The organism is Aureitalea marina (assembly GCF_002943755.1).
GTDB classification, from domain to species: Bacteria; Bacteroidota; Bacteroidia; order Flavobacteriales; family Flavobacteriaceae; genus Aureitalea; species Aureitalea marina.
The window spans coordinates 891898-908007 of the sequence record NZ_MQUB01000001.1; the positions used below are offsets into that span (position 1 = coordinate 891898).

Annotated in this window: 11 protein-coding genes and 1 pseudogene; 1 reads left to right on the forward strand and 11 read right to left on the reverse strand. The window is 46.1% G+C overall.

Features of this window, described 5'->3' with window-relative positions; genetic code table 11:
• Positions 1-49 precede the first annotated feature (49 nt).
• Together BST85_RS04080 and panB are read right to left on the reverse strand one after the other, a co-directional pair.
• Entirely contained in the window at positions 50-736 is a 687-nt protein-coding gene (locus BST85_RS04080; RefSeq protein WP_104812093.1) for an RluA family pseudouridine synthase, read from the reverse strand.
• Positions 736-1553, reverse strand: a pseudogene (gene panB, locus BST85_RS04085) (3-methyl-2-oxobutanoate hydroxymethyltransferase). Before panB ends, BST85_RS04080 begins: the two are co-directional and overlap by 1 nt.
• A 60-nt stretch (positions 1554-1613) precedes the next feature.
• Here panB and BST85_RS04090 point away from each other — a divergent pair.
• Positions 1614-2075 carry a nuclear transport factor 2 family protein gene (locus BST85_RS04090; RefSeq protein ID WP_146090642.1) on the forward strand — a complete coding sequence of 154 codons (462 nt, stop codon included), beginning with the start codon at positions 1614-1616 and terminating at the stop codon, positions 2073-2075.
• Between the two features lie 3 nt (positions 2076-2078).
• Here BST85_RS04090 and BST85_RS04095 read toward each other — a convergent pair whose 3' ends face one another.
• The 9 genes from BST85_RS04095 to BST85_RS04130 all read right to left on the reverse strand — a co-directional run bounded on the left by BST85_RS04095 (position 2079) and on the right by BST85_RS04130 (position 16108).
• Positions 2079-3512, reverse strand: a complete 1434-nt coding sequence (locus BST85_RS04095; protein ID WP_104812095.1) for an L-serine ammonia-lyase — start codon at positions 3510-3512, stop codon at positions 2079-2081.
• Between the two features lie 59 nt (positions 3513-3571).
• Positions 3572-4786 (reverse strand): DNA polymerase IV, encoded by a 1215-nt coding sequence (gene dinB, locus BST85_RS04100; RefSeq protein ID WP_104812096.1) that lies wholly within the window; start codon positions 4784-4786, stop codon positions 3572-3574.
• Between the two features lie 35 nt (positions 4787-4821).
• Positions 4822-5145, reverse strand: coding sequence for a GIY-YIG nuclease family protein (locus tag BST85_RS04105; protein ID WP_104812097.1), 324 nt, complete (start codon positions 5143-5145; stop codon positions 4822-4824).
• A 39-nt stretch (positions 5146-5184) separates the two neighbouring features.
• On the reverse strand, positions 5185-5421 hold the full coding sequence (locus BST85_RS04110) for a GIY-YIG nuclease family protein (RefSeq protein ID WP_104812098.1): 237 nt from the start codon (positions 5419-5421) through the stop codon (positions 5185-5187).
• A 62-nt stretch (positions 5422-5483) separates the two neighbouring features.
• Positions 5484-7085: a helix-hairpin-helix domain-containing protein gene (locus tag BST85_RS14665; protein WP_342750388.1), complete on the reverse strand. Its 1602-nt coding sequence runs from the start codon at positions 7083-7085 to the stop codon at positions 5484-5486.
• Entirely contained in the window at positions 7004-8491 is a 1488-nt protein-coding gene (locus BST85_RS14670) for a PHP domain-containing protein (protein WP_342750389.1), read from the reverse strand. The genes BST85_RS14665 and BST85_RS14670 overlap by 82 nt, the downstream gene beginning before the upstream one ends.
• 428 nt (positions 8492-8919) lie before the next feature.
• Positions 8920-11388, reverse strand: a complete 2469-nt coding sequence (locus tag BST85_RS04120) for a mechanosensitive ion channel family protein (RefSeq protein WP_104812099.1) — start codon at positions 11386-11388, stop codon at positions 8920-8922.
• Positions 11389-11474: 86 nt separating this feature from the next.
• Positions 11475-12914 (reverse strand): efflux transporter outer membrane subunit, encoded by a 1440-nt coding sequence (locus BST85_RS04125; RefSeq protein ID WP_104812100.1) that lies wholly within the window; start codon positions 12912-12914, stop codon positions 11475-11477.
• Complete coding sequence (locus BST85_RS04130) at positions 12911-16108, reverse strand: efflux RND transporter permease subunit (RefSeq protein ID WP_104812101.1); 3198 nt, start codon at positions 16106-16108, stop codon at positions 12911-12913. Before BST85_RS04130 ends, BST85_RS04125 begins: the two co-directional genes overlap by 4 nt.
• Positions 16109-16110 lie beyond the last annotated feature (2 nt).

A 16110-nucleotide genomic window follows, 5' to 3' on the forward strand; every position in this document is an offset into this window, starting at 1 on the left:
GCCAATTAGTACTTCAAGTTAGTCAAAATTGGCCCAGTTGCTCTTATTTTTATTGGCAAGCTTGCCAAGTGTTGTCAGGAGGAGGGGGAGCAGTACAGATCAATTGCTCTTTCTTGACCGGATGGATTAGTGAGATCTCCCTGGCGTGCAGGTGAATACTGCCATCGGGATTGGAGCGTTTGGCTCCATACTTGAGGTCCCCTTTGATGGGACAGCCAATAGCAGAAAGTTGGGATCTGATCTGATGGTGACGCCCGGTCTCCAAGTTGATCTCCAGCAGGAGATACCGATCTAGTTTTTTGAGAACCGTGTAGTGAAGAACAGCCTTTTTACTATTTGGGCGTTCTTCTGTGTAGGCATAACTCTTATTTTGTTTCTGATTTCTAACCAGGTAATGTGTCAGACGATCACTTTGTTGGGGTGGTGCGCCCGAGACAACGGCCCAATAGGTCTTTTCTGTCTTTCTTTCCTGAAACAGTTTATTCAGCCTGGACAAAGCCTTGGAAGTCCTGGCAAAGATTACAACGCCTGTGGTAGGACGGTCCAATCGATGGACGACTCCCAAGAAAACCGACCCTGGTTTATCGTATTTCTTGGCGATATACTCTTTGCAGACTTCGACAAGCGGCTTATCTCCCGTTTTATCCCCTTGAACTATGTCCCCGGCTCGTTTATTAATGATCAGCAGGTGATTGTCTTCGTAAAGGACCTGCAGGTTGGACCGGTTGGAGTGCATCAATACTGTTCTTTATCGCTGGGAAAATCTCCGGATTTCACGTCGGCTATATAATTTTTGAACGCCTCTGTCATGCCATTATAGAGGTCCAAATATCTTCTGAGGAATCGGGGTTGAATTCGTGTGTCATACCCAACATATCATGCATTACAAGGACCTGCCCATCCACCCCACCACCGGCTCCAATACCAATGATCGGTATAGTAAGGCTACTAGCTATTTCCTCAGCAAGTTTAGCAGGTACTTTCTCCAGAACGATGGCAAAACAACCCGCTTTTTCCAGCAGCATGGCGTCTTCTCTCAGTTTTTGAGCCTCGGCATCTTCTTTAGCCCTTACCGTGTAGGTGCCAAACTTGTAAATGGATTGGGGAGTCAGACCCAAATGTCCCATCACTGGTATTCCAGCATTGAGTGTCCTTTTAATAGATTCTTTGATCTCCTTGCCACCTTCCATCTTAACCGCATGAGCCCCGCTTTCTTTCATGATGCGTATAGCCGAACGAAGTGCTTCCTTGGGATCACTCTGGTAGGTGCCGAAGGGCAGATCAACCACCACAAGTGATCGTTCTATAGCCCTGATCACAGAGGAAGCATGATAGATCATCTGATCCAATGTGATAGGGAGGGTGGTTTCGTGTCCAGCCATAACATTGGAGGCGGAATCCCCAACCAGAATAACATCGATGCCCGAGGCATCTAGTATTCGGGCCATGGTAAAATCGTAAGCGGTGAGCATACTGATCTTCTCACCCTGTTGTTTCATATCCACCAGGGTCTTGGTGGTGATTCGCTTATAATCTTTCTTGGCTATGGACATACTGAATTGAATTACCCGATAAAAATACTACTTTTAAGTCCATTCAAATTGAAAACGTAAATGAAGTCATACCTAACCGTTGTTCTTTTAATGATCGTCTGCAGTCTTCAGGCCCAACAGGATTTTACCGAGGCCGATGCTAAAGGCATTATCGATACCTTTTTCGAAGGGTTCCATGCGGGGGACACCCTTAAGATGAAGTCTGTTATGGTCGATCATTTACCTACTCAAACAGTATTTACAGATAAAGACGGGAACAATCGTATCTCCAACGGAACGGCCGACCGATTGCTCACTGCTATTGCTAATCGTCCTGCTGAGCAAAAGTGGGATGAACGGCTTTTTGGGTATGAGGTGAAGATCGATGGTAACCTGGCGCATGTCTGGACCCCTTATCAATTTTGGCTAAATGGTGAAATGAGTCATTGTGGTGCCAACGCCTTTACTCTTGGAAAGACTGATGATGGTTGGAAGATCCTCCATCTGATCGATTCTCGCAGGCGGGAGAGTTGTAGTATGTAGTACCTAGCAATCGCTTAAACTGACCTTTACCGCAAGTCCACCCTCGCTGGTCTCTTTGTAGTTCTTGTGCATATCCTGGGCTGTTTCCCACATGGTAGCAATAACTTTGTCCAGTGGGACCTTGGCAGTACCCATGTCTCTATCGAGGGCCATTTCGCAGGCATTAATTGCCTTTACTGCTCCCATGGCGTTGCGCTCTATACAGGGTATCTGAACCAAGCCGGCGATAGGATCGCAGGTCAGTCCCAGATGATGTTCCATCGCTATTTCGGCTGCCATAAGGACCTGTTCAGGTGTGCCACCCATTAGTTCAGTCAGACCCGCTGCGGCCATAGCCGATGAGACTCCGATCTCGGCCTGGCATCCTCCCATCGCTGCGGAAATGGTGGCTCCTTTTTTAAAGAGGCTGCCAATTTCACCTGCAACCAGCATAAAACGTTTGACATCCTCAAAATTGGCATCGTGATTCTCGATCACCATGTAGTACATCATCACTGCCGGAATAACCCCGGCACTACCGTTGGTAGGAGCAGTGACTACTCGTCCAAGGGAAGCATTTACTTCGTTGACCGCCAGGGCAAAACAACTCACCCATTTAAGGATCTGCCGGAATTTGACCTCGGTATCCCTGATGGTCTCAATCCATTCGTCAGAAGTGGAATAAGTGGAATTGCTAATAAGTTTTCTGTGTGTTTCGAAGGCCCGACGCTGCACATTTAGCCCTCCGGGAAGTGTACCTTCCGTGTGACAGCCTGTATACATGGAGTCCAGCATGACATCCCAAATTGCTTTTAACTTTTCGTCTATCCGCTTTTCGTTCCTAATGGACAATTCGTTGAGCATAACAATTTCGGAAACGGTCTTCCCGGTCTGCTTACAGTAGTCCAAAAGCTCATCGGCCGTCTGGATCGGGTAAGGGAAATGGGAAAATCGTTCCTGAACTCTTTTTGTCCTTGTTCGTGCTTCACGAACTACAAATCCGCCACCAATGGAATAATAAGTCCGGCTTTTAGATTCTCCATTATTTAGAATAGCCGTGAATTTCATGCCATTGGGATGGTACTTCAAAAAACGCCTATGGAATTGTATTTGTTTCTCTGGGTCAAAGGGAATAGAAAACCGACCCGCCAGTTGAAGGTACTTTTCGTTTTGAATATCGTCTATGCAGGGATCGATTTCTGATATGGGATAAGTGACGGGATCGAAACCGCATAGTCCAAGAATGACGGCTATATCTGTTGCATGGCCTTTACCTGTAAGGGATAATGAGCCATAAAGGTCAACTTTAATTTCCTGAACCTGGCTGGTAATACCTTTCAAATCCAGGTAATCCAACCAGCGAAGGGCTGCTCGCCAAGGCCCCAGTGTATGCGAACTGGAGGGGCCCACTCCAATTTTCAGCATGTCGAACACGCTAATGCTTTCCACCTTATCCATGGGAAACAAATATAAGTGCAATTTGGTTCTGGAGTCCTGCCAGGGTTAATTTTTTCGGGCTATTGACGGCGGTTGGCAAGCAAGGGTGGAGGGCCTCCATTAAAGGGGTTCCAACGGCTGATGCTCTTGGCTCCCATTCCGGCAGCTTTGATCACGGATCGGTCACCATAACGTTCCCTCATCTTGTCCATGGCCTGGTAGAGGTTAATGATCTTTTCATTATCGTCAAAGAGGTCGATCTGGTAACCTCCTCCTACTAGGTGACTGAATCTGACTCCGACCAGTCTGACCAGCATCCGCCTTTGGTAGAGCCGGCGGTAAAGCTCCATCACCACCGGGATAATCTGGTGATCTGCGGAGGTGTAGGGGATCCTTCTTTGCTGGGTATAGGTCTGAAAATCAGAATAGCGGATCTTAAAGGTGATACAGGCCGTTAGTTTGTTTCCCCGCCGCAATTGGTAAGCCAGGTTTTCGGCCATGGCAACTATTATGCTTTCCAGCTTGCGGGTGTCTGTGGTATCCCTGTCGAAGGTGCGTTCGGTAGAAATAGACTTTCTTTCGGTATACTGCACCACAGGGGAGTTATCTATTCCATTGGCCTTTTTCCAGATCATTTCCCCGTGCTTTCCAAAGACCTTGCTCATCATCTCCAGGGGCATTTCCTGTACAGTACGTATGCGCTTGATTCCCAGGTCGCAGAGTTGACGGTAGGTGACCTTGCCCACCATAGGGATCTTTCCTACCGAAAGGGGAGAGAGGAAAGGCTTTTCTGTACCCTGGTCAATATAGAGCTGGTTGTTGGGCTTGGCCTCACCGGTAGCGATCTTGGAGACTGTTTTATTGATGGAAAGCCCAAACGAAATAGGCAGTCCGGTCTCTCGCATGATCCGTTGACGCAGTTCGGAGGCCAGTTTGTTACAGCCAAAGAACTGATCCATTCCGGTGAGATCTATGTAGAATTCGTCTACGGAGGTTTTTTCATAGAGCGGTACATTTTCCTTGATGACCTGGGTGACGGTATCGGAGAACTTGCTGTAAACCCCTGAGTTTCCTCTTAGAACAATGGCTTCCGGGCACAATTGCTTGGCCAGTCGCATGGGCATGGCAGAATGGATCCCAAATTTCCTGGCCTCGTAACTACAGGAAGCCACTACACCTCTGTCTGAGGTGCCACCTATCAGTACTGGTTTGCCAATCAGTTGGCTGTCCAGCAACCGCTCGCAGGATACAAAGAAGGTATCCAGGTCCATATGAAGAATGTGGCGGGAAGACATATGTGTTAATCGTTAATCGTGATTCGTGACTTGATCTACGTCACTTCGAGTGTTCGTCGAAGACGGACGTATCGAGAAGCTTTTTTAGCTAAAACCCTAAGTTTATTAAAATCCTCTTCAATTAATGCTTCTTTCTTTGACCGAGACCATTTTTTTATTTGCTTCTCCTTTTCGATAGCTAAATTGATATCAGTAAACTCGGCATAAAAGACCAACTCTACCGGCCTTCTGGTATGGGTATAAGATTCAGGATAGCTGCCATTGGTATGAGAAAGCAATCGTTTTTCGAGATTACTTGTAACACCAGTGTAGAAGGTTTGGTCTGAACATTTCAGTATGTATACATATGATCTTTTCATGATGTTTAAGTTCTCGATACAATTTTACCTGCGGTAAAATCACTCGAACTGACGGGATGAGCTTACAAATTGATTTTTAAGTGATAGCTCGCTACTCACAGCCTGAGACAAGCTGTTGAACTCCAGGCATTGAGCCAACTGTACAGGCCGGCGGTTGCGAGTATTGTTGCGTTTTCCTGCTTTGTGCTCTTGCATACGCTTGGACAGATGGCGGGTGATGCTGCTGTAATAGCTATTGTCGGCACATTTTAAGAGATAGACATAGTATGTTTTCATTTCGTTAATCGTTAATCGTTAATCGTTAATCGTTAATCGTTAATCGTTAATCGTTTCACGCTTCACTCCCCACGCTTCATGTTCTTATATCGCTTGCCCCTCATCCGGGTGGTAACCACCCCTTCGGCATAGCGGGGATCTTCTATGATGGCCAGGCGCTCCATCTTACTGACCTCTAAAGTCAGGCAGCCAAATTCTTCCATCACTACTCCAGTGATGCGGTAAATCCCTTTACCTCTAAACCGGTAACGAGCAGCAACAGGAGGGAAGTGGACTGTATCGATAAAGTCCCCGTCAGCATCCAGGAAGGTCCCGAAGTACATGGTCTTTTTGCCGGAAGTCGTGGTGCGTTTGGTAGTCACCAAGTAGCCATCTACAGTAACCTCTTTTTTGATAAAATGGACCAGATCGCGGGCACGCATCCAGTTCCCTGAGGTCTCCAGTAGTAGTTGGAAAGGGCTGCACAGTGGATATCCCAGGAGTTCCATCTCGTCAAAGGCGTCCTCCAATTGGCTGCTGGGTAGGTTAGGGGTCTTGAAGTCTCGTTTCTGTGCTCGGAAGAGCGTTTGTTCCGATTGCTCCAGACTAACCTTGTTGATCTTCATATGAGCCTCCCACAGGAGTTCCCTCTTATTTCGACCCGTAAAACGAAAGCTGTCAATCTTGATCAGGATACTGATCTGCTCCATGGAAATGGGAACCCGTTCGATAAAATCGTCCAGGCTGGCAAAAAGCCCTGCTGCCTCCCGATCCTCGACCAGGCGCTTAATGACCCGTCTTTCCAGAGCATGGAGAAACATAAAGCCCAGGTAGATATCCTTTCCCCGGATCAGGGTTTCGGACCGGCTGATGTTGACACAGGGAGGGTGTATGCGCCCTCCGTGCATACGGGCTTCGTGTACATAGAACTCAGTACGATAAAAACCACCAAAATTATTGATGGTGGCCACCATGTATTCCAATGGGTAGTAAGCCTTGAGAAAAAGACTTTGGTAGCTCTCTACGGCATAGGAGGCGGAATGTCCCTTGGCAAAGGCATAACCAGCAAAACTCTCGATCTGCCTCCAGATCTCCCGGGTAAGCTCATCAGACTTTCCACTGTTCTTGCAGTTGTCAAAGAAACGCCCCTTGACCTTCATGAATTCGTTCCGGGAACGGAACTTGCCAGACATTCCTCTGCGAAGCATATCCGCCTCGCCCAGGGTAAGCCCTCCAAAATAATGAGCTACTTTGATCACGTCTTCCTGATAGACCATGACCCCATAAGTCTCCGGCATAATGTCCAGCAGCACCGGATGGGCATCCTTGCGACGTTCCGGGAAGCGATATCGCAGTATGTATTCCCGCATCATTCCGGATTGGGAGACCCCTGGCCGGATAACCGAACTAGCGGCCACCAGCCCCAGGTAGTCATCTACCTGCAATTTGCGCAACAGCATCCGCATGGCCGGCGACTCCACATAAAAACAGCCAATGGCTTTTGCGTTGCGCAGCAGGTATTTGATCCGTTCGTCTTGTTTAAAGCGCTTGATATCGTGGATGTCAATAGGGGGCTTTTTGGGATGATTATAGCGAATCACTTCTACGGCGTCCTTGATCTTTCCCAAACCCCGCTGACTGAGAATGTCAAACTTGTACAGTCCGATGTCTTCTGCAACCACCATATCGAATTGGGTAGTCGGAAAACCTTTGGGGGTAAGAAGGTGGCCGTGTAATAGTGGATGGGTTTTTCGGAGATCAGTATGCCCCCGGCATGTATTCCCAGATAGTTTGGGAAACCCTGTATGCTTTCACTGTAGATGAGCACCAGCCGGGATAGTTTATCCAGTTTATCCGGGCGAATGTCACCTCCTGAAAGCCGGTCGATCTCACTTTTGGGCAGGCCAAAGACCTTGCCCAGCTCCCGCACAGAAGCCTTATACTTAAAGGTGTTGTATACAGTGAGCAAGGCCGTGTGGGGAAAGCGACGGAAGATGAATTCGGTGATGTCGTCCCGGTCACTCCAGGAAAAGTCGATATCAAAATCGGGTGGATTCTTTCGATACAGGTTGATAAAACGTTCAAAATAGAGATCAAGTTCTACTGGGTCCACATCGGTGATGCGCAGCAGGTAGGCAATGATGCTGTTGGCCCCGCTACCGCGACCCACATAGAAATACCCTTTGCTACGAGCGTATTTCAGGATCTTCCAGTTGATCAGGAAGTAGGAGACAAAGCCCTTTTCATGTATGATATCCAGTTCCTTCTCGATCCGTTTCATTACACGGCCTCCCGGACGTTTGTAGCGGTAGGACAGACCAGCATAGGATAACTTGCGGAGCAGCCGGTAGTCCAGCCCGGTATTGCCGGTATAGCTGCGTTGGTTATTAGGAACTTCCTGGCTAAAGTCAAAATCGATACTACAGCTGTGCAATAACTTTTGTGTGTTTTCCAACAGCCAGGGGAATTCCTCATAGGCTTTGATCAGATCGTCCGGGGGGCAGATGAGGTCTTCGGGATGCCCCTGATCAGTTACTGGTAGCTTGCTCAGTAGGGTGTTTTTGTCAATGGCCCGCAGCAGCCTGTGGGTATTGAATCCCTTTTTGTCCTTAAAGGATACGGTGTGCAAGGCCAGCAATTTTTCTGGCTGTTCCTTCCAGTGAGAGAACTTCAGTCGGTTAAGATCACTTGCCCTGACCCCGAGGAACTCATTCTCCTTGAGACCTTTTCCCTTGTAAGTAGCAAAAGGATAAACCACCAAGGTGTCTGCCAGTGGTACCGGCTGCTCAGGTATCTTGAGTTGCTGTTGGTGCAGAAACCCAGAGAGGTAGTTGTTGATCTGCAGGAAACCGTGATTATTCTTGGCCAGTAGTATGAACTGTTGTCGGGCTCCCTGTCTGAAATCTACCCCTATGACCGGCTTCAAACCATAGCGAGGTGCCAGACGCACAAAGTCCAGGCAGGCCGAACTGTTGTTGATGTCTGTCAGGGCCATACAGTCAATACCCATTCCCTGGGCCATTTTAAGGAGGTCCTTGGGCTTGATTGTGCCATATCGCAGGCTGAAATAGGTATGTGTATTAATATACATTTGGAATTATTCCAAAATTAGGAAATATTCCAAGAAGTTGAATTGGTCAGAATGTTAAAGTTGTGGTTTTTGTGGGTGAAGCATGAAGGGTGAGGAGTGAAGAGAAAGAGTAGTTATTTAGTTTTGACAACTGACTAAATAGGTAAGTGGTGAGCAGTCAGGAGAAAGAACTAGGATTAATTAACTACTTACTATCCAAAATAGGTAAGCACAGCTGGCTGCTGACCAGACTAGTCAGTATTCTTGAATTCATAAATCTTTATTCACGAATTGCAACAGATAAATCTTTTTGCGCTAGGGGTAAATCTTTGAATAACGTAGATTAGCCCCGGACGGGGAATGGGGGCCCCAAAGTAAAATGGTTAATCGTGACTCGTTCATTGTGATTCGAAAAATTAATTCATTGACTAACGACTAACGACTTAATCCTATTCATCGTTCCCAGGAAATCTTCCCTCGAAAGATTTGATATGCAGATCCCGCTGAGGGAAAGGGATCTCGATATCATTGGCATACAAGATATCATGCACGGCAAAGACAATTTCACTCTTTACCCTTACCCAATCGTCAAACTGGGCCGTCCAAAAAAGCATGCGGAAATCCAAGGAACTTTCGCCCATAGCATTGAACAATACAAGGGGTTTCGGGTCTTTCATGATGTCCGGGTTCTCCTCAAGCACTTGTAACAATAACTTCTTTACCCGATGAACATCGCTTCCGTAAGCCACGCCCGAGATCACTTCTATCCGCCTGTGCCGGTCAGAAAGTGTCCAGTTGATCACTTCCTGGGAAATGAGCTGCCCATTGGGCACTATGACCTCGGCTCCGTCGAAAGTCTTAATGTTGCTGGAGCGGATACCCATAGACTTTACAACCCCCATCAGGGTACCAACTTCTACGGTATCGCCAATCTGTATAGGTCGTTCAAATAATAGGATGACCCCGGAGACCAGGTTGTTGAAAATGTTCTGTAGTCCAAAACCGATCCCCACACTGAAGGCACTGAAAATAATGGTTAGTTGATCCAAGGGCATCCCGATATACCGGGTTGCGAACAATACCCCAAACACAATGATGGTAAATTGAGAAATCGCCGTGATCATTCTGGGAACTCCTTTGTTCAGCGGTATGCGGACAAGGATGTCATCATTGAGAACCACTTTGATCGCTTTGGAGATCAGAACAGAAAGCCAGATGATCAGGAAGAAATAGAAAATACTGCTTAGGGTAAAACTGATAGACCCCATATTGATTGGGTCTGTCAATAAGGAAGTAAGCCAATTTTCAACAGATCGCCGCACATAAAATACCCGCAATAACATACGTACCCAGCAAATGAGGGCGATGAACACCACTATCCGGGAAACCAGCCGCTTCAAATATACTTCATGGATGCGTACCACATTAAAACGCTGAAACCACGTATTACCAAGCAAAAAATGAAGCCCACCAATTAGGACTATACAACTGAAATACAAAATAATAATCCCGATCAAGTTTGCCACCAGTGCTTCGGTAAATACTCGGGCCATATCAACAAAACCAAGAAAATTGGCAATAATCGCGATGGTAAGTCCGATCCAATGTATCCAAAAAGTGAAATAGATAATCCGATTCAAGCGTTTATTCTGCAGCTCAAGTATTCTCTTTTCTCTTATCCATGGAAGTAATGCAATCCACTGTATAAGTGAAAACAGCAATAGTAATAAACGATATCCAACTGTATACTGCGGCATGAAACCGTCTATAAATCGAATCAAGATCAAAATGGCAAACAACCAGAGGTAGGGCATCAAATCTGGCTTTATCAACCGCGCATGTAATTGAAGTATTGGCACCAAAAGGATCAGGATCATAAGGTCATCCATTAGCGGTGGTGCATTTGCAAAGAAACCAGAAACAACAAAGAAGCCAAACAATAAAGCGGCACTCAATGGCTGGTTTAAAATAGAAACTAAGCTAGACTGGAATGCAGTGAGGTTAGTCAAGTCTTTTTGGTTCAGTCGATTTCTCAACCAATAGAATAACACAACAATCATTATAACGAAACCAATGGCCAGAAATAGAATGTTCTGTTTACTCATTAAATAGGACTTAAAGGCTTTCCATTCACCACCAAATCGTTTACTAAATGAAGACACTGAATCTCCTAATCTGAATCCCTTGTAATCCAATTGATACATGGGTGTTTCAGCATGTCTATATAAATTTCTTTCGCGCTCAGAAAGGGTTTGCTCTATATCCTCCACGATCAATTCGACATCGATCAATCTGGTTATAGTATTATTAAGACCCTCAAGTAGTAAATCTTTTCTCCATTGGACTTCACTATTGATACTGTCCTGTTGTCCAATCACCTGTAAGGCGAGACTTTCGGTCCTAGAGTCAATAGTAATGGAGTCATTGACAAAGCGAGTTTCAATCTGATCAAGTTGGCTATTAGTTTGTTTTTGTCTGTCTGCCTGCAGTCGTTTAATTGCTGAGGAAAGCCCATCTCGTTCAATTTTGAGCTTGTTCCTTTGGTCCTTCCAGAAAAGTTCCAAGTTTATCAAGCCTCGGACGTTTACTCGTTTTGTGTTTGTCCTTCGGACTACAAATAAAAGAGAATCTACCACAACAAGGAACGAGTCATTTTTTACCAGCTTAGCATTGATTTCTGATCGTTCCGGAAGGGAATTGGCCCACTTAAGCGATCGGACCTTGATCTCTGACAAAACTACTGGTAACTCCTCCTCTTTAATTGGAATGACAACTTCTCTTTGGGATAAGCTCACACTGTCTGTAAGCATCTGCTTTACAACATTCTCCTGGGCTTGGAGCATGGTAAGTGGCAACAGACTACAACCAATCAAAAGCCCCAGAATAGACAGGTTCAATTCTTTCTTGAATTTGATCATAGCTTTATACAAATTCAGCTCAAGAAGGCCAAGGCTCAGATGCTTGATTTGGGTCAAATAATAATTACGGCCAGAGTAGTATTATCTCACTCAGTTTGCCGGGCTGCATCTCGTTCTTCAGGAGTGAGCCATCCACCACCAACTGCTTTATAAAGTTGAACATAGCTCGTCAATAAAGATGCTCTGAGATTTTCCAAAAGCAATTCAGCATCAAAGGCCTGTCGCTGTTGTTCCAAAAATTCCAGGTAACTGGTAACTCCCTTATTGTAGCGTTCCATAGAGAGATATTGGGCCTGAAGCGCCGAGCGCTTTCTTTCATTCGCAATCTCAATCTCCACCTTGGTGGTTCGTATATCCACCAAAATATCTTCTACCTCTGCAATAGCCCCAAATACCGTATTTTGATATTTATAAAGCGCCTGCATTTGCCGACTATCCTCAATATCGACCTGACGTTTTAAACGTCCCCAATAGATTAGTGGTGCCATGATCTGCCCGCCAAGGCTCCAAAGCGGGTTTGAAAAGGATAAACTTTTAAAATCGTTTGCAGCAACACCACCAAATGCGTTTAGACTAATGGTAGGCAACCGATTTGCCTTGGCAGAACCAACCCGGGCATTCTGACCGATAACCTGGTATTCTGCTGCTACGACATCAGGACGTCTAGCTAGAAGTTCGACGGGAGTCTGTACCGGAATATCTAAATTGTAATTCTGTTCTTCCAAAGGTGTTCCTGTCTCTACCGGTCCCGGATTTCTTCCAAGCAGTATACTCAAGGCGTTCTGTAATTGAACAATCTGCCTTTCATACTGTGGAACAGCTCCAGCTGCGATGGTATATTGAATAGTTGATTGATCCACATCGATAATGGGTACAATACCCTTATCGTATCGTGCCTTGATAATCTGTACCATACTATCTCTTGACCTGGCGTTTCGCTGAGCGATCTCATATTGACTTTTGGCCTGTAATAGCGCAAAATAGGTGCTCGCGACTTCACTAACCAAGGAGATCATCACACCGCGGTAACCATATTCGGTAGCCATTAGATCGGCGCGTGCGGCTTCAGATAATCGACGAATTCGTCCCCAAAGATCAATTTCCCAGTATACACTTCCCGATCCAAATACCAGATTATTGGTTTGCCCAACTTGATTCATGACAAAGTTACCCCTAGTGACCTCGCCATTGAGGGTAACTTGAGGCAATAGATCGGCATTTTGTATGTTGAGAGCAAATCGGGCTTGCAGCACATTTTCTGAAGCGATCATGGCGTCCCGGTTGTTCAAAAAGGCTTCATTGATCAGGTCGTTCAAGATTGGATCGTCATACATGGTCCACCATTCGATCGCAGCAGTATCCAAGACAATGGTGTCTGTCCGGATAGAGTCATAGACTACGGTGTCATCCGGGTTTACCTGGGCGAAAGAAGTAGGCTGATTGAACTCTGTTCCCTTATAATTCTTACCAACCTTGCAACTGTGCAGCAGAAGAATGGTCAGTCCTATTGCGAATAATCTTTTCATTCTTCAGAGGTTTGTTGGGTTGACATTTGAGCATCTCGCTTCTTTTCGTAACCAGCTAGCTTTCCAATCAAAACGAAAAGCATAGGATAGAAGAAAACCCCCAAGAAGGTAGCCACACTCATTCCACCAAGCAATGCCATACCCATTACTTTTCGAGCTTCTGCTCCTGTTCCTGAAGCTATCACTAAGGGAAAAACCCCGAGAATAAAGGAGAATGCAGTCATTAAAATTGGACGGAACCTCGATTTGGCGGCATTAATCGCCGCGTCGAACAATGAGAGCCCTTTTTTAAACTCATCATTGGCAAATTCAACAATCAGAATGGCATTCTTGGCGGCCATACCGATTAGCATCACGAATGAAACCTGGGCAAAGATGTTGTTCTCAAAACTTACACTAAACTGCCTGGCGATCCACAGGAACATGAGGGCACCGAATATAGCAAATGGTGTTCCCAACAGAATGGAGAAGGGGAGGCTCCAGCTTTCGTATTGGGCTGCGAGAATGAGGAATACAAAGACCAATGAGAAAGTTAGGATCACTCCAAGGGAGCCAGAAGCTTTATTTTCTTGGAACGACATGGCATTCCAGGAGGTAGTCATATCGGCAGGTAGCACTTCTGAGGCAACCTCGGTCAAGGCGGCCATGGCTTGGGCCGATGAATATCCTGGAGCGGGACCTCCTGTAACTTCTACGGAACGGAAGAGATTGAATCGGGTTGTATAATCCGGACCGGATACTGGTTTTACCGTAGCCAGGGTTGAAAGGGGTACCATTTCTCCCTCCTTGTTCTTGATAAAGAAATTCTCGATCTGCTTTTCGTCGACCCGATATTCACTTTCGGCTTGAATATAGGTCTTATACAAGCGTCCAAAGCGCGTAAAATCATTTACATAGGCTCCTCCCATGAATGCACCAATACTGGTATACAGATCATTCAGAGAGACACCCAACTTCAGGGCCTTTTCCTTGTCTATATCCATGAAGCGCTGTGGTACCGTACTTTGGAATGTTGTGAATGCACTACCGATCTCCTCTCTGGCGTTGGCAGCTTGAATGAATTTACCGGCGTTCTGGGAGAGATATTCTGGTGTGTTTCCTCCTTTGTCTTGTAACATAATGGAGAATCCCGAACCATTACCCAAGCCTGGAATGGCAGGAGGCCCAAATGCGAAGGCCTGACCCCCTTTTATTTTTGTAGCCAATGCAATATTTACTTGGTTGATCAATTCCTTCGCCGTAAAATCCCGATCTCCCCAATCTTTTAGGGTAGCAAACATAAAGGCATTGTTGGTAGCCATTGCACCTGATAACAAGCTATATCCAGTAGCGTTAGTTACGTATTCGACCTCTTCAAAGCCTAATAAGATTTCCTCCACCTGGCTTCCGATCTCATCAGTACGCTGAAGGGAAGCAGCATTGGGCAACTGGATGTTGACATAAAAGTACCCCATATCCTCCTCTGGTATAAAACCACCAGGCACCAATTTCCCGAAGATGGCGGCACCAACGGTCAGCAGAACAATAAAGATTACTCCTCTTTTCATTTTGCGAGTAACCACGTGGGTAACGCTCATGTAGGAGTCAGTCGTCTTTCCCATCCATTTGTTGAAGGCTTTAAAAAATGCACCCAGTGGTCCGCCATACGGTTTTGGTTTCTTCAATAAAATGGAACACAATGCAGGACTCAGGGTAAGGGCATTCAAAGAGGATACCAATACCGAGACCACAATGGTGATGGCAAATTGCTGATACAGGATTCCGGTAATACCAGCCATTCCAGCAACCGGAATAAACACAGCTACCAATACCAAAGTTGTAGCAATGACCGGTGCTGTAACCTTCTTCATAGCTTCTATGGTCGCCGCCTTGGTGGACATACCTTTTTCGATATTCACCTGAACGGCCTCCACAACGACAATGGCATCGTCTACCACGATACCGATTGCTAAGACAAGCCCAAGTAGTGATAAGACATTAATGGTAAAGCCGAGCAAGGGGAAGAACATAAAGGCCCCGATCAGTGAGACAGGGATTGCGAGTGTAGGGATCAAGGTGGCACGCCAATCTTGTATAAAAATGAAAACAACTAATATGACTAGTATGAGCGCTATGATCAAGGTGACCACTATATCACGAATTCCCGCGGTAATAGGTAAAGTGGTGTCCAGGGAAACATCGTAGTTCATGCCCTCCGGAAAATCCTGACTGATATCTACCATCTCGGTTTTAATATTATCAGCTAGCTCTACGGCATTAGAGCCAGGAGCTTGGTATAGAGCCACAATAGCCGCTGCTTTTGGATCAGCCTCGCGACCAGTCACATTGATACCGAGTCTGGGAATCATGCTATAGGTTTCTACTCCCAAGGCAACCCGGGCAACATCGCCAATCTTAATTTGTGACCCATCCGAAAGGGTTCTGATCACTATGTCTTCAAATGCTTCTGGCGAATTAAATCTATCCGGTAATCGAACGGTATAGGTGAATTCAGTGCCGGGGGGTGCAGGTTCCGCTCCAAATTTCCCTCCAGGAACAATCACGTTCTGCTCGTTGATCGCATTGACGATCTCCGGGACCGTAATTCCCCTTACCGCCAGTAGGTCTGGTTTGATCCAGATTCGCATCGAATAATTGGCGGCTCCCAATATATCCACCCGTCCAATTCCTGGAACACGGGCCAACCGGTCTTTTATATTAATCAATCCATAATTCCCAAGAAACTCGGCATTGTTGTGAGCTGGATTGTCAGTAGTCAATGTGATTAGCATTAACTGACTTGGCAATGATTTTTTGGTGGTCACCCCATATTGGGTAACTGCACTGGGTAATTTGGCCGTTGCCGCAGATACACGATTCTGGGCCAATACGGTATTCATATCCGGGTCAGTACCAACATCGAAGGATACCTGGATCACCATGGTTCCGTCGTTGGCATTTGTACTTTTCATGTAGATCATATTGTCCACCCCATTCATCTCTTGTTCAATAGGGGTGGCAACAGATTCTTCTACATTTAAAGCATTTGCGCCTGTGTAAGTGGCCCGAACTTCTACAATAGGTGGAGTCAGATTAGGGTATTGTTCAATGGCCAACCCGATCACGGACACCCCACCTACAATGACGATCACTATAGCGATCACCATGGCCACAATTGGCCTGTGGACGAAAAAATTTCCTTTACTTTCTGCCATGA